A 20,528-nucleotide genomic window follows, 5' to 3' on the forward strand; every position below is an offset into this window, starting at 1 on the left:
AAGAGGAGTCAACGGTGGTGTGGTTAGCTTTGGCTATGGGAAATTCTCGGTTTCATTGGGGAATTGGCGATCGCCACGCCTTGCTCTGCCGTTGGGATACCGAACTTTTATCCGTAGATGAAATTCAGCTCATAATCCCTGAACTAGAACAGGGAAAGATTCCAGAGCTACTTTTACAAAATTGCCCCCTCAAGGATGATTATTTGGGGGAAACTTTTAATACTCTGACTCTCCGGATTGCATCAGTAATTCCCGAAATTACGCCCATCTGGAGATCCTATTCCCAAACCCATATCATTGAATTAGCCGATCTACCCCTCAAGGGAGTCTATCCCACCTTGGGCATCGATCGCGCTTTAGCCGTTCTCGGTGCAGGAACAAAATGGGGATGGCCGGTTTTAGTCATCGATGGGGGAACTGCGCTCACTCTAACTGGAGCTAATGGCGATCGCCATTTAATCGGAGGAGCCATCTTACCCGGACTAGGACTGCAAACCCGTCTATTAGCCCAACATACCCGCACCTTACCCCAAATCAGCCTATCGGAGCAACTGCCCAAACGCTGGAGTTTGGAGACGCAAGAGGCGATCGCCAGTGGTATTCTCTATACCCTCTTAGCCGGTTTACACGATTTTATCCAAAATTGGCATACCCAATATCCCCAAACTCCCATCATTCTCACCGGTGGAGACGGAAAATACTTAACTCAACTCCTCACCCAACAGTATCCCTCATTACATTCTCATCTCCATTATGATCCCGATTTAATCTTCCTGGGTATCGCAAAAACAGCCCCTGAACGCGGATTATACGGATGAAAAGATGAACACGGATGGGGTATAATCAAAAAATCCGTGTAATCCTATCATCCGCATAATCCGCGTCCCCATGGAGTTAAAGTACCAAGACATCACTCAAAAAATAATCGGTGCATCATTTGAAGTCCACAACTTCCTTGGCAACGGGTTTCAAGAAGTCATTTATCAAAGAGCTTTAGCCTACGAATTAACACAAGCAGGGTTGAGTTTTGAGCGGGAAATAGAACAACATATCTACTATAAGAATCTACCCAACCCGATTGGGACACGCCGCGCTGATTTTGTGGTAGAACATAAGGTATTGGTGGAATTGAAAGCAACTATTCAGCTTGAAGGTGTGCATTTTGCTCAGGCTTTGAATTATCTGAAAGTCTATAAGTTAGAAGTGGGATTGTTGATTAATTTTGGCTCTAAAAGTTTGACGTTTAAACGATTAATTCGTACTCCAAGCTAAGAAATTAAGTATAAATACAGAGTGTGGACGCGGCGGGAAAAGTTGACTAAAATGGCCAACAATCTTTTCTCCTCACGGCTATGAAACGGATTAAACGGACGACTCTCCATTATCAAGATGATCGCTCGGATAAGATTTATGAGGTGGATTTGCTCTCGGCGGGTGATGATGGCTATATCGTCAATTTTCGCTATGGTCGTCGGGGAGGTAATCTGAAAGAGGGGACGAAAACTTCTAAACCGGTATCTTTGCCGGATGCGGAAGTGATTTTTGATAAGTTAGTTAAGGATAAAACGAAGAAGGGCTATCAGGATGTTACGGCTGCGGCTGAACCTGTTGCAAGTCGTGAGGAGATGACGCGGGACGATCGCATCTTATCCTATCTCGAAGGCAGTCCACCGGACAATTGGCCCCTTGAGCGTATCATTTGGCGGGCGGGAGAGTTGCAACTGAGTGCCGCAACTCCGCATCTGATTAAGCTTTTGGGGACGGGGGAACCGTTGCGAGATTATTGTATTGCCTATGCTTTGGGACAATTGGGAAATTCCGAAGCGCTGCCGGTATTGAAGCAGTTGGAGGAGAATGCATCAACGCCGGATTTTGTCAAGCGAATTGCGTTTGAGTCCATGTGGAAGTTGGGGGATGCTCGGACAAGGGAGGAGTTGCAGCAAAGGGCGCACGATCGCCTACCGACTATTCTACAAGAGGCGATCGCCACCGGAAACCCCGACACTCTCAGGGAAACCCTACAAACCTATCTCGATACCAAAGATTATCAACCCTTTCAAGCCTTACAAACCCTCTATCAAACTCACCTGGACATCACTCGTCCAGCCTTACACCAGTTTATCCGCACCGCCCCCCTCGCGCCTCCGAGTTTTAAACCTCTACGCCATCTATTTAAAATGGCAGAATATCGCCAAGATGCCGATTTTTTTGGCATTTTAGCCTGGCGGTTTGAGACGGGAAAAGCCTTTTATCATAAGGAACCCTACGCTATCCGCTTGCCCGATGGCAACTATTTACATCGATATGAGTGGCAACGTAACCGAGAAACCAAACGCTACGAACTCGTGCGAGATAACTTGATCGAAGAACAACAACGCCCCGATGCTCGCCTCGCTTATAATCAAGATACCCGCGATTATCTGCGAAGACGGGTATGGCGCACGCTGAGAAAATTAGGAGAACAAGGAGATTTAGACTATATTAATTTGGCGGTAAGAGTGCTGTTAGCCTACTCGGATGGGGATGCACAAAAGGTTCGAGAAAAGGTCTCGTATCAATGGACGCGAGATTGGCAAAGCATTGAGATTAAAAGATATTGGGATAAATATGCGGGTTATTTCTCCTTCAATCATATCCTTTACAACAATAGTCCTCGCTATCATTGGCGGTTTGGCTGGAAAGCGTGGAAATGCTCAGGGGACTATAAACCGGGAGATGCTCCGCCAGAAGTTAGAGAGGAAGCTTTTCCGGAACTTTGGAATCAGCGCCCGGATGCTTTGCTGGAATTACTATTAAAAAGTCACTGTCATCCGGTGCATGAGTTTGCGGTGAAAGCATTGCAGGATAATCCGGACTTTTGCCAGCAGATACCGGTGCAGGATTTAGTGGGATTATTGAGTCAATCCTATGATGAAACGACAGAGTTTGCCTTTAATTGGGCGCGGCAACGGTATACTCCAGAAAATCCCGATTTTGATTTAGTTGTTGCCTTATTAAACTGTGGTTTTGCCCCGGCTCGCACGCAAGCGCAAGAGTGGATAGACGCAAACCCAGATGTATTTGTGGCTTCGGCTGAATTCCTGTGTCAGTTGCTCCTGAGTCCCCATCTGGAAATTCAAGAGTTTTCGCGTCAGTTGCTGCGATCGCACCCCATCCCGGAAAATAGAACTAAAATTATCATCGGCTACATCATCTCTGAACTCATTAGCCTCACTACCGGAGACGCAGTAGCAGCCATATCTGATACGCTCCTGCTACTCTTTGCCACTCCCCTACAAACCATTAGTTTACAAGTTATTCTCGACCTCCTCCAGCATCCGGTTGCCGAAGTGCAAACCCTGGGTGCAAGACTGCTGCACAACCATGAAACTCCAGCAACGGAGCTTCCGGTGAGCATTATCGAGTCGTTAATTGCGTCACCGGAAGAAGCTATCCGTACAATTGGGGTAGAGATTTTTGGTCAATTGGGCGATCGCCAACTGCGAGAAGACTACCGAGATGCTATCATAGCCATGGCTGTCAGTGCGATTCCCGATCTACGCCAATCCATTCAGCCTGTGATTTACCGTCTCGCCAACGGTCATCCTGATTTTAGCTTCCCCCTAGCCACAGAATTAATCAACTTTCTCCTCACTCCAGAATCCCACGAAGGCGTTCACAAAGACCTGTTTTCCCTGCTCCATCTCCATCTTCCCGGATGGAAGGGCGAAATTTCCCCAGAGTTAACCTCAAGTTTGCTCAAGTCTAAGTCTGGCTTTGCTCAACAACTCAGTGGCGTTATCCTGGATGCAAACGTCCATCGCTGGGCGAAACACTGGTCAATTGCTGAAATTGTGCGCTTGGCGAGTCATGAAGTGTTAACAGTCAGGCAAGCCTCTTGGACAATGATAGAGCATAACCGCGATCGCATCAAAGCCTCCGAAGCCGAAAAATTAGCCGCCATCCGCATATTAGAAGCCAAATGGGAGGACTCGCGCAACTTTGCCCAAGACTTTTTCCAGCGCCAGTTTACCGATAGCGACTGGACTCCAGAAGTCATGGTTCTCCTCTGCGACAGTATCCGCGAAGACGTGCGCGAATTTGGCCGTCAGTTGGTTACCCGCACGTTCAAGGAACCCCAGGGGCAAGATTATTTACTTAAGTTTAGCGAACATCCCAGCACCGATATGCAAGCCTTCGCGAGCCAATATTTGCACAATCACGCCACCGACAACCCAGAGCAGTTAGAACATCTTAAACCCTATTTTATCACAGTTTTATCTCAAGTGAATCGGGGCCGGATGGCGAAACAGAAAGTCTTTCAGTTCTTGGAACAGGAAGCCCTGAAAAGTGAAGCCGCAGCCCAGGTGATTGCCGAAGTGCTAACTCGGCAGTCAGCGACAATGGCGATCGCCGATAAAGCCCAGTGTCTACAATTAATGTTACGCTTACACCAGCACTATCCCCACATCCCCCTGCCCATTGAAGTCAAACCGGTGACAGAAATCCGACGTTAATCATCATTTTATTCAAAATTTGAGGTCAACCTTATGGAATTTGCCTATTCATACCACGGCAGCACAGCCGTTAACAACCAGGGAAATAATACCCAAATGTCTTTTTCCCCCGACACCAAACGCCCCCCCACCTATTTTATCGGCGAATTGGGCAAAAGTGTCGCTTTTCGAGAAGCCATTAGCGCCTTACATGATGTCGTTGTCTCTGATTTGCGCTACCAACCCAAGGACAACGAAGACTATAAAGAATGGGCACAAAAACAAGAAGATCTAGAATGGCAATCTTTTGCCGTACAGAAAGCAGAAGTCGCTGCCCAAATGAGCGCCATTCGTGAAGAACTCACTCAAATTGGTTCTCGCAGTTATAAACGGTGGAAGCCCTATTATGATGCGAGAGAAAAGTTTCGTCGCTATGTCTGGAAAAAACAACTCGATTTCTATTTTGTCTTCGATCCTGTGATTACGGTTCATCCCGATGAACTCTTTTTTGAATGCTTCAGCCAAGATGAATCCAGTTACGGCAGACTGGGGGCAAGCTACGACGTATTTAAGAATATTAATGAATTCGCCTGCGGTACGACCAATATCGACTATTCTGCCGCCCTTTATGATGAATTTCAAAAAATCAGAAGCTACAAAACCACCCAATTTCAGGTCGATCCTTCTGGGTTTGAAGTGCAAACCACCCACGAAGAGACATTCAAAGAAGTAAAAATCGATTTACCGGAGAGTTGGGTGAGAGGCTTTTTACAGGTAAGTTCTGCCATGTCACTTCCGGCAACTACCTTTGATTTACACCCCATGGATATCCACAATATCTGCCTGATTCTCCGACGCAACAAAGAGAAAAAGGGGCCGCGTAGTTTACGCTATATCCTGGAACCGGGACAACCGATTAAAGTGGTGTTCGATCCTTGGAATAAAGAGGTCATTTGTTGGCGATCGCCCTATACTGGTAATAATAGCCAAGAAATCCGCGTCTGGGGTCGTCGCCGTATCCATATTTTAGAGCGCTTAATTCCCATTGCCCAAAAATTCACCGTTCATCTTTTGGGTACAGGAATGCCATCTTTCTACGTCGCTGATTTAGGCGATATGTCCTTTACATTAGGCCTATCGGGATGGACAGCCAATGACTGGTCAAGTTCCGGCAACTTTGACCTCATGGCTCCCCGCGCCGATGTCGATGAATGGACACAAAAAATAATCTTTGATGCCCTCAGAGAAACTTGGGCAGAAACCCCAGCAAGTCTGGCTCAACGGTTAGGATTAAGTCAAACAGCCGTATTAGGAGCCTTGGGAGCCTATACCCAAGCCGGACGCGCCATTTATGACCTGAATAAACAAGTCTATCGCCTCAGAGAATTGAGCCGCGAACCCTTACCCATGGAGCGCCTACGCTTTGCCAATGAGCGGGAGGAAAAAGCGACTCGTTTCTTAAGTGAAAATCAAGTGCAAGTGGGCAGCGTAACGGATTCTGGCGGCGCTTTACTTCTCCAAGGAACCGTTCGTGAAAAAGGAAAAACCTACGCGCCCAACTTGACAATTGATCGAGATGAGCGTATACTTAAAGCTGAATGTACTTGCAATTGGCATCAGCAAAATAAGCTGTATAAAGGCCCTTGCGAACATATCTTGGCATTACGGATGCATCACGCCCGTTTGTGTCAATAAGATAACCTAAAATCACACGATCTAACCGTTGGCAAACAGCCTTGCAATCTGGGCGGTGCATCGCCGCTCTTGCGCTTAGTCTATCCATGCATCACTAGCCTGCTCGTGACTGTACGGTTCTCAGGCTAGGGTGTATATTTCAGTTTGACTTCTTAGAAGTAAATGAAACACCCTAGCCTGGAACCGCTTGAGTTGAGCAGTCTAGTCCGAGGAGTTTACGAAGGGGCAACCAATGGCTTTAGGTCGTGTAGTTTATGGTTTTTTAGATTAAAGGTAGGGGCAAAAAATGTTTCACCCCTACGTTCAATGTAATATCAAATCCGCTTGTTCATGTCCGCGAAGCAGAAATACACTCATTAAGGAGCTAGGGAGCGAGACGCTCCCACTCCTTAATCTTAAAGGTTTTGGGAGTGCGGGCATCTTGCCCGCTAGTTATACCCATTTCTCCCCGCTAGTTATACCCATGTACCGGATTTAATATTATTTTTTACTAATTCCTGCGGAAGCGATCGCCCAACCCCAGTAGAGATTAAGGTAAGCTATGAATATCACATCACACGACTCTACCCATGTCTGACTCTAACGCCATCCACGAAACAACCCTCACCCTCCAGCTCAACCCCCAATATTATCAACTCCTCGAAGAAGCCGCCACCTTAACTGGATTAAGCGTAAGCGATTATATTATACATCATGCTCTGAGTTCGGCGATCGCCCACACCGCCCTGTACCGCTCATCCCAGTCACCCCAACCCAAACCAGACACTGAACCCACTGAATCACCAGAATCTGAACCCACACCAGACCCCCTAGCCGCTATCCTCGACAATAATACTCAAGACCTTCATAACCTCGCCAAAGGCATCCTATCGACCCTAGCGTGGTCATCCTCAGAAATCCTGCAAAAAAGCCAAAACTCCAAATAATATCAAGTCCGGTTTCCGCAAGCGGACATGAAAATGTGTTAAGAAGCGGGCAAGATGCCCGCACTCCTCGAATTCTTTGATATGACTGGAGTGGGAGCATCTTACTCCCTGGATTTTTAATTAGGGTATTTCCGCTTCGCGGACATGAATAAGCGAACTTGATATAACTCCCGTAGGGGCTAAATCTGTTCGCCCCTACATCAGGTCTCACGTTAGCCAGAAACCTCCGTTAAACGCTCCACCGGAGAAACCAAAGCCTCACCATTAGACCCATTCACGCTCACATCCAAATTCCCGTGATACGCATCAATCAACAACTGTTTCAAGTCCGTAATCAAGGGATAGCGAGGATTTGCGCCCGTACATTGGTCATCAAACGCCTGATCCGCCACCTGATCGATTTGGGCAAAAAACGCCCCTTCATCCTCCTTAATCACCTCCTTAATACTAGAGGGAATCCCCACCTTACCCTTCAAATCTTCCACCGCTTGAATCAGCAGAGAAACCTTCTCATCTTCCGTCTCTCCCCCTAAATTCAGATAATCTGCAATCCGAGAATAGCGCCAGCGAGCATTAGGATATTTATACTGAGAAAACGTCGCTTGCTTAAAGGGTGCATCCGTAGCATTGTACCGAATCACATGGGAAATCATCAGCGCATTCGCCAACCCATGGGGAATCTGGAAAGTCCCCCCCAACTGGTGAGCAATCGAGTGACAAATGCCCAAAAAACCATTCGCAAACGCCATTCCCGCCATAGTCGAAGCATAATGCATTTTTTCCCGTGCTTTCGGCGCATCCGCTCCTTTTTCATAAGCATCCGGTAGATACTTGAAAATCAACCGAATGGCTTCCAGGGCCAATCCATTCGTATACTCAGACGCTAACACGGAAACATAGGCTTCCATCGCATGGGTTAAAGCATCAATCCCCCCAAAAGCCGTTAAACTCTTGGGCATATTTAACACCAATTCCGGATCGACGATCGCCATATTTGGCGTTAAAGCATAATCCGCCAGAGGATACTTAATATGATTGCGGCGATCGGTCACCACCGCAAACGGAGTCACCTCCGAACCCGTACCCGAAGTCGTCGGAATCGCCACCAGGATTGCCTTCTCACCCAAAGGCGGCAGCTCATACACCCGCTTCCGGATATCCATAAACCGCATCGCCAACCCCTCAAACTCAATCTCTGGATGCTCATACAACAACCACATAATCTTCGCCGCATCCATCGGAGACCCACCCCCAATAGCAATAATCACATCCGGGTTAAACGTCTTCATCAACGTCAACCCTCGGTTCACCGTATCCAAAGACGGATCGGGTTCCACATCATAAAACACATCATACTTCAGGCCAATCTCTTCCAGGGCCTCCTCCAGAGCATTGGTGATGCCCAGATCGTACAGAGGCTTATCGGTAACAATAAACGCCCGCTCTTTGCCCGCCAACTCCCGAATCGCCACCGGCAGCGAACCATACTTAAAATACACCTTGGGCGGAATCCGGAACCAGAGCATATTTTCCCGCCGTTCAGCCACTGTCTTAATATTCAACAGGTGCTTGGGTTCCACGTTCTCACTAATGGAGTTGCCGCCCCAGGTTCCGCATCCCAACGTCAAAGAAGGATCGAGGCGGAAATTGTAAATATCCCCGATCGCCCCCTGGGAAGACGGCGTATTAATCAACACCCGTGCCGCTTGCACCCGGTCTTCAAACCGCTTGATATGCTCCGCATTCGAGGTCGCCGTATACAACGCTGCCGTATGACCCCGACCCGCAAAGGCCACCAACCCCCGTGCTTTCTCCACCGCATCCTCAAAATCTTTTGCCCGATACATCGCTAAAATCGGGGACAACTTTTCATAAGAAAACGGCTCTTCCGGGCCAATTTTCTCCACTTCTGCCAAAATCACCCGCGTTTGTTCCGGCACTGAAAATCCGGCCAGTTCCGCCAATTTCTGCACCGGTTGTCCCACAATTTCCCCATTCAAGCGCCCATTCACCAACACCTTGCTGGCTAATTTTTCCCGCTCTTCCGGAGTGACAAAATAAGCGCCTCTAGCAATAAACTCTTCCCGCACTTCATCATACACTTTATCCTCCACAATCACCGACTGTTCGCTGGCGCAAATCATGCCATTATCAAACGTCTTACTCAAGATAATCGAAGACACCGCCATCTTAATATGAGCCGAAGCATCAATCAGCGCTGGGGTATTTCCAGCCCCCACACCCAAAGACGGATTCCCCGAAGAATAAGCCGCTTTCACCATTCCCGGCCCGCCTGTGGCCAAAATCAGCTTAATATCAGGATGTTGCATCAAAGCCTGAGACAAAGGAACCGTCGGCTCATCAATCCAACCAATAATCCCCTCTGGCGCACCCGCTTCTACTGCCGCTTCTAGGACAATTCTCGCCGCTTCAATCGTGCATTGTTTCGCCCGTGGATGGGGAGAAAAAATAATCGCATTTCGGGTTTTTAAGCTAATCAACGCCTTGAAGATAGCCGTTGATGTCGGATTCGTTGTTGGCACAATTCCCGCTAAAATTCCTACGGGTTCGGCTATTTTCTGAAATCCAAAGGACTTATCCTCTTCAATTACCCCACAAGTATTTTCTTGCTTATACTTGTTGTAAATAAATTCAGAGGCAAAATGATTCTTAATCACCTTATCTTCTGCTACGCCCATCCCCGTTTCTTCAACTGCCATTTTTGCTAAGGGAATCCGAGCCGCATTCGCCGCCAGAGCTGCTTTCTTGAAAATGTGATTCACCTGCTCCTGACTATAGGTTGCGTACTGCATTTGAGCCGTTTTCACACGACTAATTAGGGCTTCTAGTTCTTCCAGGTTCGTAATCTTAGTTTGCGTGACCATAGACTTACTCTCGTTGAATACTGCAATGGAAATTTCCCACAAGAGGGTTACTTCTATAACACCGGATCATCTTGGATTTGGGGGGAGATCTTTAGGAAGTCTTAAGCTTTATCGGTCTTAGCCCTATGTAGGCTTAAAGAAGCAGTGTGAGGAAAAAATAGGGAACTCTTTTGATATAATACTTAAGATTTTTCCTTTTATCCCCATGAAGCAGCATCAATTTTTTTATAGATTATCCTTAACCACTGCTTTAGCTCTATTCAGTCTAGGGATGAATCAGCCCTTAGCCCACAGTTCAGAAGGACAACCCCATCATTCTGGAGGTCATTCCCATGGACAGATTGAAATTGCACCTGGAGAACCGGTTCCCCAGGTGAATTTGATTATTCATCCCGACCCAAAAATGGGCTGGAATCTTGAAATGCAAGTGGAAAACTTCCAGTTTACTCCCCATCATTTATATCAAGAAAATAAACCTGGTGAAGGTCATGTCCATTTGTTTATCAATGGGGAAAAAGTAACTCGAATTTACGGCTCTTGGTATTATCTAAAGGAATTACCCCCTGGTAATCACGAAATCAAAGTAGTCTTGAGTAGTAACAATCATGAAGATTTTATCTTTCAAGGGCAAATGATTCAAGATACAGAAATGATTCGGGTTGACTAGGGATAATTGTCCTTACCGCTTATGCCAGCCTTGTTCTGCTTTCATCAGGACATAAGCCGTTACATTTTCAATTTCTTGGGGTTTCAGTCTCCCTTGAAAAGCAGGCATAGCATTTTTACCGTTATTGATTTGGCTAATAATTTTGTCAGCAGAAGCCATGCCATACTTTTCGAGGGCTTCTTTATTTAAGGTCTTGTTACCCATAATCACGTTGCCTCCCCTAGCATGACAGCCAGAACAAATCGCGTTGAAAATTTGTTCGCCTTGCTTGATATTGGCTGCTTGTGCCATGGGGGTGTTGAGATTGAATACTAAACTTATAATTAATAAAAAAGTTAAAAACAGATGTTTCACAAGAGTTATTTTAAATTTTGCCGTAAAAATATTTTTATTTAATAAAGTTAACAGGATGTTAGAAGTTAACATCCTGTTGAAAATGCCCTACCAGCCTTTTTCAGCTTGCTCTAAAACATAGGTAGCTACATCTTCAATTTGTGTTTCGTTCAATTTACCCAAGAAAGAAGGCATGGCAGCTTTACCTTTGGTTACCTGAGCAACAATTGCCTCTAGACTATTCATCCCATACTTGTCTAAATCGGCTTTACTCAAGGTTTTCTGGGGGTTAACCAAGTTTTTTCCACCCGCATGACAAGCCGCACAATTAGCAGAAAAGATGCTTGCACCAGCAGCAGCATCACCCGCTAGGGCTGGGGTGGACAGGGCAAAAGAAAAGATGGCGATCGCCGCAATAATCCAAGATAGCAGTTTTTTCAAAGCGTTCTCCGGTAATAAACCCAACAACATGAACAACAAACGGCTCTATTATACGGCAAGAGGGGAGTCCGGTAAAACCCCCCTCTGCATTTAGGTTGATTACGTTTTCTTAAGAAGCCACTTGAGCCGATCGCCGGGGACGGGTACGCCGATTCTTGAGCGGTACACCATCGCTTTGGGGCGCAGTTTTAGACCCATTCTCCTGGGGTTGCAGATCTCCCGGAGGATCTTCAGGGGTTTGCATCAACAAGACCAGCAAGGGGTTACTGCGTAATTCCCTTCTCAGCAGTCGATTGATATCATTCTCAACCTCCTGTTGCAAGCGGTCAAAGCTGACATCCAACTGTCCTTTACCAAAGGAGCGCACAAACTCCGACCAACGATTATCCAATGTCGTTTGCACCGATTGGGCGATCGCCTCTTCTAAATACTTCTGCTGTAGAGAAGTGACTACACCCCGTAAATGGACGAGGGGACGGTTGACTAATTTTCCTTCCCAATTCACACTAGCAGCCACCGTAATTACCCCATCTTCGGCTAACTGTTGTCTCTCTTTCAGCACTTGCTCATGGAGAATACCCGCGTTATCGACCAAAGCCACACCAGAAGTCACTTTGCCCGCAATCTGAAGCGAATCTTCAGTCAACTCGATAATATCGCCATTATCGACAATCACCATATTTTCTTCCGGAATGCCCATACTGCGAGCCGTTTGCCCATGTTTAATCAGCATCCGATGTTCCCCATGAACGGGGATAAAGAACTTCGGACGAGTTAAAGCCAACATCAGCTTATGGTCTTCTTGACAGCCATGGCCGGAAACATGAATCCCTTGATTTTTGCCATAGACCACATTCGCCCCTTGTTTCATCAATTGGTCGATGGTGTTGACTACCGCAATGGTATTACCGGGAATCGGGTTGGCCGAGAAGACCACAGTATCCCCCCGGCGAATTTTCACCTGCCGATGTTCTTGTTTAGCAATCCGGGTTAGAGCTGATAAGGGTTCTCCTTGAGAGCCAGTAGTCAGAATCAGCACTTTCTCATCCGGCAAATTGCGAACGGCATGGAGGGGTTGCAGCAGCTCGTCGGGGCATTTCACATAGCCCAAGTTACGAGCATGGGCAATCACATTCAGCATGGAGCGTCCTAAAACCGAGACTACTCGATTGTGTTTTTGCGCCAGTTGCAGAATAATATTAACCCGATGCACAGAGGAGGCAAAGGTCGTGACTAAAATTCGGCCCTCAGCTTGGGAAAATACCCGGTCGAGGTTGGGAATGGTGGAACTTTCCGATGGAGTAGATCCAGGTACTTCGGCATTGGTGGAGTCACTCATCAGGCACAATACGCCTTTTTCCCCATGTTCGGCGAGTTTCTGGAGGTCAAACAGTTCACCATCGACGGGGGTATGATCGATTTTGAAGTCCCCAGAATGGATGATGACTCCGATGGGGGTATGGATGGCAACGGTGAAACTGTCGGCCATCGAGTGGGTATTGCGGATAAATTCGACAACAAAGTTTTTACCCACCCTGACCATATCTCTAGGGGCCACGGTTCTCAATTCGGTGCGATCGCCCACTCCCGCTTCTTCGAGCTTACCTTCCAATAGGGCCATCGCCAACCGGGGGCCGTAAATCACGGGAATATCAAACTGTTTCAAATGATAGGCAATACCGCCAATATGGTCTTCATGGCCATGGGTGACAATCATGCCTTTGATGCGATCGCGATTTTCCCGCAAATAAGAGATATCGGGCAGGACAATATTGACCCCATGCATCCCATCTGTAGGAAAAGCCAGACCTGCATCGAGTAACATAATTTCATCTTCATATTCAAAGACACAGGTATTTTTACCAATTTCGTGCAGACCTCCCAGGGGAATAATTTTGATTGTAGATTTTTGATTTTTTCTAACCATAATGTTCAGGATTTAGGGTGATAGATTCATGCGTTGATTTTTCGGGAATACAGCCTTGAGTTGAGAGTCAACCTAAACACTTTTATCGTCTGGTGTCTCTCCTACAGAGGGTCATGAATCCCTAGGTTTGAGTGTAATTTACACTTTTGGGTTTAACGTTTTTAGATGCAATTTCCAACTGCACAGTTTCAGTTGAGACCTAACTGACTCAATACTTGTTTTAATTCTTCTTCAATGGCTACTGACGCTTTCACTAAAGGTAAACGCAAGTCTTGAACCGGCCATCCTTGAAGAGCTAAGGCGGCTTTCAGGGGAATGGGATTAGTCGTCAAAAACAGAGCCTTAAACAGGGGGAAAAGTTTTAAGTGAATGGCCGTTGCTTGTTGAGTTTTCCCCCTTTCAAAGCACTGAATCATTTCTTGCAAATCCTTACCCACCAGGTGAGAGGCTACGCTGACCACACCATTACCACCAACCGAAAGCAAGGGTAATGTAAGGGAATCATCTCCAGAATAAATGCCAAAGTTAGAGGGAACAAGTTGACGAATTCGACTGACTTGATCGAGTTGGCCACTCGCTTCTTTAATCCCAACAATATTGGGAATTTCTGCTAAACGGGCTACCGTTTCTGGCAGCAAGTTTTGCCCCGTCCGTCCGGGAATATTGTACAGCAAAAGAGGCAGATCTGGGCAAGCTGTGGCGATCGCCTTAAAATGCTCATAAAGCCCCTCTGCTGGGGGTTTATTGTAATAGGGAACCACTTGTAATGAGCCATCTAATCCCAAGGCCATCGCTTTTTGGGTTTCTGCAATCGCCTCAGCAGTCGAATTCGATCCCGTTCCTGCCACCACCTTGGTCTTATCGCCAACCGCTTGTTTCACCACCCGGAACAACTCATGTTCTTCTTCCCAGCTTAAGGTGGGAGACTCCCCTGTTGTTCCACAGATAACTAAGCCATCACTGCCGTTTTCCACCAAATGAACAGCCAATTCTTCAGCCACGCCATAATTCACGCTACCATCGGCTGAAAACGGCGTGATCATCGCTGTGATCACTCGTCCAAAATAACTCACCCTTTCTCTTCTCCTTTTTCTTCGATGCGCTTGATGATTTTTGAGTTCACTTTACTGACTTAATGCGACTTCACGGGGTTTAACCCAATCTCGTTCTACCAACAATTCAGCGATTTGAACCGCATTTAAGGCCGCTCCCTTACGGATTTGATCGCCACAGAGCCACAACTCCAACCCACAAGCATGGGATAAGTCTTGACGAATTCTACCCACCAATACCGGATCTTTACCCGTCGCATCCATGGGCATGGGGAAATAGTTAGCACTCCAATCTTCCACCAAGGTCACCCCTGGAGCCATTTTCAGGACTTCCCTGGCCTTTTCCACCGGGAAAGGTTGGCTAAATTCCAGATTAATCGCTTCTGAGTGGGCCCGCAGTACAGGCACGCGCACGCAGGTAGCAGACACTCGTAAACCTGGAGCTGAAAAGATTTTCTGGGTTTCATTCACCATTTTCATCTCTTCCTCACAATAGCCTTGGTCATTCAGGGGCGAATTATGGGGAAATAGATTAAAGGCCAGGGGATAGGGGAATAGTTCCGGTTGCGGAGCTTGGCCATTGAGAATTTGCTGGGCTTGCACTTTCAATTCTTCCATCGCCCTAGCCCCCGCACCACTGGCCGATTGATAGGTGGCCGCTACAATTCTTTGTACCGGTTGCACTTGATGTAAGGGCCAAACCGCTACAGTCATTAGAATCGTGGTGCAATTGGGATTTGCAATAATACCCTGATGAGTCCCGGCGGCTTCTGGATTCACCTCTGGAACCACTAGGGGCACTTCCGGAACCATGCGAAAAGCACTGGAGTTATCAATAACCACTGCACCGGCTGCCACCGCTTTCGGGGCCCAAGTTTTTGAAGTTGACCCCCCTGCTGAGGCGAGAACCAAATCTACTTGGTCAAAACATCCCTCTGCAACCGGTTCAACGGTCAGGGTTTCCCCACGAAAGCACAAGGTTCGTCCGGCTGACCGGGGAGAAGCCAACAGTTTTAGGCTCTCTAGGGGGAAATCACGGGATTCTAATAGGTCAAGCAACTCTGTTCCGACTGCGCCCGTGGCTCCCAGAATGGCAACTCGATAGGATTTTGGCAAAAGGTGATCCTCCTTGATCTTAAAAACTTTCTACTTTAGGGGTTGAGGTTGGGACTATCTGGATTTTCTTAAAACTTTCTGAATCGGGTGCGAGGTCAATCAATATTAATATATAGATCAAACTTTTATGTTTTTTGGGGGTTAGAACTTAGCTTACAGCACTTTCTGCTCTGATGAAAACCTCGATCTTCCAATATCACCCTTGAGCAGAGCGTATGGAATGCTTTGAAAATAGGGATTTTAAGGGAATAAACGGTGTATCGATGACCGATTACCGATCGCCCCTTACCAGCGCACTACCCTATCTGTTTCAGATTTTAGCAGGTCTAGGGGACTCTGAGTCAATTTCTGTTGACAACTTAAGACTTTCTTTGACAAGTTTTTGTCTTCCTTGGGGTTGAATTGTGAACCCCCTATTATATAATACCATTGCGTGGTGTGTCAGGAGCTTAACTCTCCCCTTCACCGCCCGTGGCTCAATTCCCATTCAGTATACAGATTTAGTGATGAAAGTTACCCAGGAAAAATTGCCCGCCAGTCAGATTGGTTTAGAAATTGAAGTGCCCGCTGAAACATCAAAGGCCGCCTATGAGCAGGTGATTAAGGAATTTAGCCGCTCGGTGAAGCTTCCTGGGTTTCGGAAAGGGAAAATTCCGCGCCATGTGCTGATCCAGCAATTGGGCAGCGAGAACCTGAAGGCCGCAGCAGTAGAAAAGTTAATTAAACAATCTGTTGATGAGGCGATCGCCCAAGAAAAACTAGAAACGATCGGCTCTCCCCAACTCACATCGGAGTTTGATAGCCTGGTGAGTCAATTTAAACCGGGTGAAAGCATAACCTTTAATGCGGCTGTGGATGTGCCCCCAGAGGTAAAATTAGGGGAATACAAAGGCTTAAGCGTCAAAGCCGAAGAAATCAAACCCGACCCAGAAGCAGTCAATGAAGTCTTAAAATCAGAACAAGAAAAACGGGCAACCCTAATTCCCATCGAAGATAGAGCCTGTCAGCTCAAAGATGTGGCCGTGGTAGATTTTGTCGGCCGTCGGGTGGCAGCAGAAGGGGAAGAGCTTCCGGAACCGGTAGAAATCCCTGGAGCAAGTGCCACGGACTTTCAATTAGAAATGGAATCAGACCGCTTTATCCCTGGATTTATTGATGGCATCGTAGGAATGAGCCAGGGAGAAACCAAAACCATTGCCGTAACCTTCCCCGATGAATATCCCCAGGAAGATATTGCGGGCAAACCGGCCGAGTTTGAAATTACCCTAAAAGAAATTAAAGAAAGGGAACTGCCAGAACTCGATGATGAATTTGCTGAAGAAATCAGTGAATTTGAAACCCTAGAAGCCCTGAAAGCCTCCTTAACCGAGCGGTTTGCCAAGGAAGCGGAGAATAAGACCAAAACGAATAAACATAAGGCCTTGGTAGAAGCCCTATTAGAAAAGGTCGAGATAGACTTGCCAGAAACCCTGATCGAGGAAACGGTAACTCAACAGCTAACCCAAATGGCGATGCAGTTGGCCAACCAAGGCATTGATATCAATAAAATTCTCACAGCCGATCGCGTGCCCCAACTGCGCCAAAACACCCGCCCAGAAGCTATTAAAGCCCTGAGAGAATCCTTGGCGATCGCCGAAATTGCCAAACAGGAATCTTTACAGGCCGATGAAGCGGAAATTAAAGCCAAAATGGAAGAACTGCTAAAAGCCTCTGAAGAGATCAAGGACGCTGACCCCGATCGCCTCAAAGACTATATTACCGAAGACCTAAATCGGGAAAAAGTTCTGGAATGGCTAGAAGCCAATGGCACAGTTGAATTAGTCCCCGAAGGGAGCCTCAAGTCAGAAGAAGAGACCCCAGAAGCAACAGAAGATGAAGCTCAAGCAACCGAATCTTCAACCTAGTTAAGCCGATAGCAACCCCAAAATCTCCCTCAGAAGAGCAAATCGAGCTAAATTTTTCTGCTCTTTGCCTGCCAGAATGGGGGAGATTAAGGCATAATAAACGCAGAGGTCAATTAGCCTGAACCTTTCGACCCAAATCAATTACTTTTAAATTGGAACTCAAACATCTGAGAAACCCCATGATACTCCGATCCCAATCCCAGCATCATTCCCCTAAGAGCTATAGCTCACAAGATGTGATCTCCTATCACCCCCAAGGCGTAATTCCCATGGTGGTAGAGCAGTCCGGTCGGGGAGAAAGGGCCTTTGATATCTATTCTCGACTCTTGCGAGAGCGGATTATCTTTTTGGGAACGGCGGTCGATGATATGGTGGCTGATTCAGTAGTCGCCCAACTTCTATTCCTAGAAGCAGAAGACCCAGAAAAAGACATTCAACTCTACATTAATTCCCCAGGGGGATCGGTGACCGCAGGGATGGCAATGTATGATACCATGCAGCAAATCCGTCCCGATGTAGTTACCATCTGTTATGGATTAGCCGCTAGTATGGGAGCCTTTCTGTTGACCGCAGGAGCAGCAGGAAAACGAATGTCTCTACCCAACTCCCGCATTATGATCCATCAACCCCTTGGAGGGGCCCAGGGACAAGCGGTTGATATCGAAATTCAGGCTAGAGAAATTCTGTATCATAAGAAAACTTTAAATGAATTATTGGCCCACCACACGGGTCAACCCCTAGAAAAAATTGCAGAAGATACAGAAAGAGACTTTTTCATGTCGGCTGAGGAAGCGAAAAACTATGGTCTCATTGACCAAGTGATTACCCAACCCCAGTCCCATCCATCCGAATCCCACCCCACTGTTTAATCAGAGGCCGCTTATGTCTAAATATGACTCCCATCTCAAATGTTCATTTTGTGGAAAATCCCAGGAACAAGTACGGAAGTTGATCGCGGGCCCAGGGGTCTACATTTGCGATGAATGTGTGGAACTCTGTAATGAAATTCTGGATGAAGAGCTGTTTGACTCCAGTTCCACAACCGCTCCTCCCAATCCCAAGCGAGGGGAACCGGCTCAGAAAAAACGGCGATCGCGCACAGCCAATTTAACCCTGGGCCAAATTCCTAAACCCAAAGAGATCAAAAATTATCTTGATGATAACGTCATTGGCCAGGAAGAAGCCAAAAAAGTGCTATCCGTGGCCGTATATAACCATTACAAGCGATTGAGTTTTATCCAGTCCAAAGCTAACGCCGGAGCGAATGGGGGGAAACCCAATCCAGAAGACAATATAGAACTGCAAAAATCGAATATTTTGCTCGTGGGGCCCACCGGATGTGGCAAAACCCTCCTGGCCCAAACCCTAGCAGATATGCTTGATGTCCCCTTTGCTGTAGCTGATGCAACAACACTAACGGAAGCGGGCTATGTAGGTGAGGATGTAGAAAACATTCTCCTGAGACTCTTACAAGTGGCAGACTTTGATGTGGAGGAAGCCCAACGGGGTATCATCTATATCGATGAAATTGATAAGATTGCCCGCAAGAGCGAGAATCCTTCCATTACCCGTGATGTATCTGGGGAAGGAGTCCAACAAGCCCTATTGAAAATGCTAGAGGGGACGATCGCCAATGTGCCCCCCCAAGGAGGTCGTAAACACCCCTATCAAGATTGTATCCAAATAGATACTAGCAATATCCTATTTATCTGTGGTGGAGCCTTCGTTGGCCTCGATAAAGTGGTCAGCCAACGCACCGGCAAAAAATCCATGGGCTTTATTCAACCGGGAGATAGCCAACCCAAGGAAAAACGGGCAGCCGATGTGCTGAAGGAATTAGAGCCAGAAGATTTAGTAAAATTTGGTATGATTCCGGAGTTTATCGGCCGCATTCCTGTAGTTGCTGTGGTCGATCCCTTAGATGAAGAAGCCTTGAAATGTATCCTGACTCAGCCCCGTAATGCCCTGGTTAAACAGTATCAAAAACTACTAAAAATGGATAACGTAGCCCTGGAATTTCGCCCAGATGCGACTGCGGCGATCGCCAGGGAAGCCTATCGCCGGAAAACCGGAGCCAGAGCCTTGCGAGGCATCGTCGAGGAACTGATGTTAGATGTGATGTATGAGCTGCCCTCACGCAAAGATGTGACGCGCTGCACGATCACCAAAGACATGGTAGAGAAGCGATCGACCGCCGAACTGCTACTGCATCCATCCTCCTTGCCCAAACCTGAATCTGCCTAAATCATGCCAGAAATAACAGTCCGTGGGGTTGACCACTATTATCAGTGGATAACCACAACCCCTAGTGCATCCCTTCCCCAAAAACCTGTCCTCATTTTCCTCCATGGTTGGGCTGGATCGGCTCGCTATTGGGAAAGCACCGCAGAAGCCTTTAAGGAAGAGTTCGACTGTCTACTTTATGACTTGCGGGGGTTTGGGCGCTCTCGACTGCCCCAAACCCCCGTAGACTTAAGTTACGCTCTAGAAGAATACGCCGAAGATCTGGCCGAACTGCTCAATCAACTGGGACTAAAACGGGTTTGGATCAATGCCCATTCTACGGGAGCCTCCATCGCCGTTCTCTTTGCCCAGAACTATCCAGAGCGGGTTGAAAAGCTGATCCTCACCTGTAGCGGCATTTTTGAATACGATCGCCCCTCCTTTGAAGCCTTCCATAAATTTGGGGGCTATGTGGTCAAATTCCGCCCCCCTTGGTTAGCCAAAATTCCCCTGGCCGATCGCTTCTTTATGGCTCGATTTCTCTGTCGTCCCATCCCCGACGAACAGCGTCAAGCCTTTCTGACTGACTTCTTGATCGCTGACTATGAAGCCGCATTAGGAACCATTTATACCTCCGTCAGCGAACACATGGCCAAAACCATGCCGATCGCCTTTTCCCAGCTCTCCATGCCCGTTTTACTGATCTCTGGGGAAAAAGACCAAATTATTCCTGCTCCCATGGGCAAAAAAGCGGCCGATTTAAATCCGAATATTCACTATCAAGTGATTGAAAAAACAGCCCATTTTCCCATGCTCGAAGATCCCCCCATTTACCTCTCCTGTGTGCGGGAGTTTATGGGCATAGGGGCTTAAAGCTGCATCTC

16 protein-coding genes are annotated in these 20,528 nt (G+C 47.2%); 10 read left to right on the forward strand and 6 right to left on the reverse strand.

What is annotated here, in order from left to right; genetic code table 11:
- Positions 1-14: 14 nt before the first annotated feature.
- The 5 genes from PMG71_RS10820 (at position 15) to PMG71_RS10840 (ending at position 7,096) form a co-directional block, all read left to right on the forward strand.
- Positions 15-818 (forward strand): pantothenate kinase, encoded by an 804-nt coding sequence (locus PMG71_RS10820; protein WP_283753693.1) that lies wholly within the window; start codon positions 15-17, stop codon positions 816-818.
- Positions 819-888: 70 nt separating this feature from the next.
- Entirely contained in the window at positions 889-1,272 is a 384-nt protein-coding gene (locus PMG71_RS10825; protein ID WP_283753694.1) for a GxxExxY protein, read from the forward strand.
- 80 nt (positions 1,273-1,352) lie between these two features.
- Positions 1,353-4,496, forward strand: a complete 3,144-nt coding sequence (locus PMG71_RS10830) for a WGR domain-containing protein (protein ID WP_283753695.1) — start codon at positions 1,353-1,355, stop codon at positions 4,494-4,496.
- 33 nt (positions 4,497-4,529) lie between these two features.
- The gene (locus PMG71_RS10835) at positions 4,530-6,170 is read left to right on the forward strand and encodes an SWIM zinc finger family protein (protein WP_283753696.1); all 1,641 of its coding nucleotides are present in this window, start codon (positions 4,530-4,532) and stop codon (positions 6,168-6,170) included.
- 569 nt (positions 6,171-6,739) lie between these two features.
- Positions 6,740-7,096, forward strand: a complete 357-nt coding sequence (locus PMG71_RS10840) for a type II toxin -antitoxin system TacA 1-like antitoxin (protein ID WP_283753697.1) — start codon at positions 6,740-6,742, stop codon at positions 7,094-7,096.
- 212 nt (positions 7,097-7,308) lie between these two features.
- Here PMG71_RS10840 and adhE read toward each other — a convergent pair whose 3' ends face one another.
- Positions 7,309-9,981, reverse strand: coding sequence for a bifunctional acetaldehyde-CoA/alcohol dehydrogenase (gene adhE, locus PMG71_RS10845; RefSeq protein ID WP_283753698.1), 2,673 nt, complete (start codon positions 9,979-9,981; stop codon positions 7,309-7,311).
- Positions 9,982-10,186: 205 nt separating this feature from the next.
- On the opposite strand from adhE, the gene PMG71_RS10850 reads away from it, so the two are divergent.
- Positions 10,187-10,648, forward strand: a complete 462-nt coding sequence (locus tag PMG71_RS10850) for a hypothetical protein (RefSeq protein WP_283753699.1) — start codon at positions 10,187-10,189, stop codon at positions 10,646-10,648.
- Positions 10,649-10,660: 12 nt separating this feature from the next.
- Here PMG71_RS10850 and petJ (PMG71_RS10855) read toward each other — a convergent pair whose 3' ends face one another.
- The 5 genes from petJ (PMG71_RS10855) to PMG71_RS10875 form a co-directional block, all read right to left on the reverse strand.
- Complete coding sequence (gene petJ / locus PMG71_RS10855) at positions 10,661-11,002, reverse strand: cytochrome c6 PetJ (RefSeq protein ID WP_347179247.1); 342 nt, start codon at positions 11,000-11,002, stop codon at positions 10,661-10,663.
- 87 nt (positions 11,003-11,089) lie between these two features.
- Positions 11,090-11,422, reverse strand: a complete 333-nt coding sequence (gene petJ, locus PMG71_RS10860) for a cytochrome c6 PetJ (protein ID WP_283753701.1) — start codon at positions 11,420-11,422, stop codon at positions 11,090-11,092.
- 109 nt (positions 11,423-11,531) lie between these two features.
- Positions 11,532-13,349 (reverse strand): ribonuclease J, encoded by a 1,818-nt coding sequence (locus tag PMG71_RS10865; protein ID WP_283753702.1) that lies wholly within the window; start codon positions 13,347-13,349, stop codon positions 11,532-11,534.
- Positions 13,350-13,537: 188 nt separating this feature from the next.
- Entirely contained in the window at positions 13,538-14,422 is an 885-nt protein-coding gene (gene dapA, locus PMG71_RS10870) for a 4-hydroxy-tetrahydrodipicolinate synthase (RefSeq protein ID WP_347179248.1), read from the reverse strand.
- Positions 14,423-14,473: 51 nt separating this feature from the next.
- On the reverse strand, positions 14,474-15,517 hold the full coding sequence (locus PMG71_RS10875; protein ID WP_283753704.1) for an aspartate-semialdehyde dehydrogenase: 1,044 nt from the start codon (positions 15,515-15,517) through the stop codon (positions 14,474-14,476).
- 506 nt (positions 15,518-16,023) lie between these two features.
- Here PMG71_RS10875 and tig point away from each other — a divergent pair.
- The 4 genes from tig to PMG71_RS10895 all read left to right on the forward strand — a co-directional run bounded on the left by tig (position 16,024) and on the right by PMG71_RS10895 (position 20,517).
- A complete protein-coding gene (tig, locus tag PMG71_RS10880) occupies positions 16,024-17,421 on the forward strand; it encodes a trigger factor (protein ID WP_430541005.1) in 1,398 nt (465 codons plus the stop codon).
- Between the two features lie 182 nt (positions 17,422-17,603).
- Positions 17,604-18,290, forward strand: a complete 687-nt coding sequence (gene clpP, locus PMG71_RS10885) for an ATP-dependent Clp endopeptidase proteolytic subunit ClpP (RefSeq protein WP_347179252.1) — start codon at positions 17,604-17,606, stop codon at positions 18,288-18,290.
- A gap of 13 nt (positions 18,291-18,303) precedes the next feature.
- Complete coding sequence (gene clpX / locus PMG71_RS10890; protein WP_283753707.1) at positions 18,304-19,665, forward strand: ATP-dependent protease ATP-binding subunit ClpX; 1,362 nt, start codon at positions 18,304-18,306, stop codon at positions 19,663-19,665.
- Positions 19,666-19,668: 3 nt separating this feature from the next.
- Positions 19,669-20,517, forward strand: coding sequence for an alpha/beta fold hydrolase (locus PMG71_RS10895; RefSeq protein ID WP_283753708.1), 849 nt, complete (start codon positions 19,669-19,671; stop codon positions 20,515-20,517).
- The last annotated feature ends 11 nt before the right edge of the window (positions 20,518-20,528 follow it).

The organism is Roseofilum acuticapitatum BLCC-M154, assembly GCF_030068475.1.
In the GTDB taxonomy this organism is placed as follows: domain Bacteria; phylum Cyanobacteriota; class Cyanobacteriia; order Cyanobacteriales; family Desertifilaceae; genus Roseofilum; species Roseofilum acuticapitatum.

Coding starts and splice junctions, on each gene's coding strand:
- PMG71_RS10835 (WP_283753696.1), top strand. CDS start 4,530: ATGGAATTTGCCTATTCATACCACGGCAGCACAGCCGTTAACAACCAG.
- PMG71_RS10865 (WP_283753702.1), bottom strand. CDS start 13,349: ATGGTTAGAAAAAATCAAAAATCTACAATCAAAATTATTCCCCTGGGA.
- PMG71_RS10895 (WP_283753708.1), top strand. CDS start 19,669: ATGCCAGAAATAACAGTCCGTGGGGTTGACCACTATTATCAGTGGATA.
- PMG71_RS10840 (WP_283753697.1), top strand. CDS start 6,740: ATGTCTGACTCTAACGCCATCCACGAAACAACCCTCACCCTCCAGCTC.
- PMG71_RS10825 (WP_283753694.1), top strand. CDS start 889: ATGGAGTTAAAGTACCAAGACATCACTCAAAAAATAATCGGTGCATCA.
- clpX (WP_283753707.1), top strand. CDS start 18,304: ATGTCTAAATATGACTCCCATCTCAAATGTTCATTTTGTGGAAAATCC.
- adhE (WP_283753698.1), bottom strand. CDS start 9,981: ATGGTCACGCAAACTAAGATTACGAACCTGGAAGAACTAGAAGCCCTA.
- tig (WP_430541005.1), top strand. CDS start 16,024: ATGAAAGTTACCCAGGAAAAATTGCCCGCCAGTCAGATTGGTTTAGAA.
- PMG71_RS10830 (WP_283753695.1), top strand. CDS start 1,353: ATGAAACGGATTAAACGGACGACTCTCCATTATCAAGATGATCGCTCG.
- PMG71_RS10850 (WP_283753699.1), top strand. CDS start 10,187: ATGAAGCAGCATCAATTTTTTTATAGATTATCCTTAACCACTGCTTTA.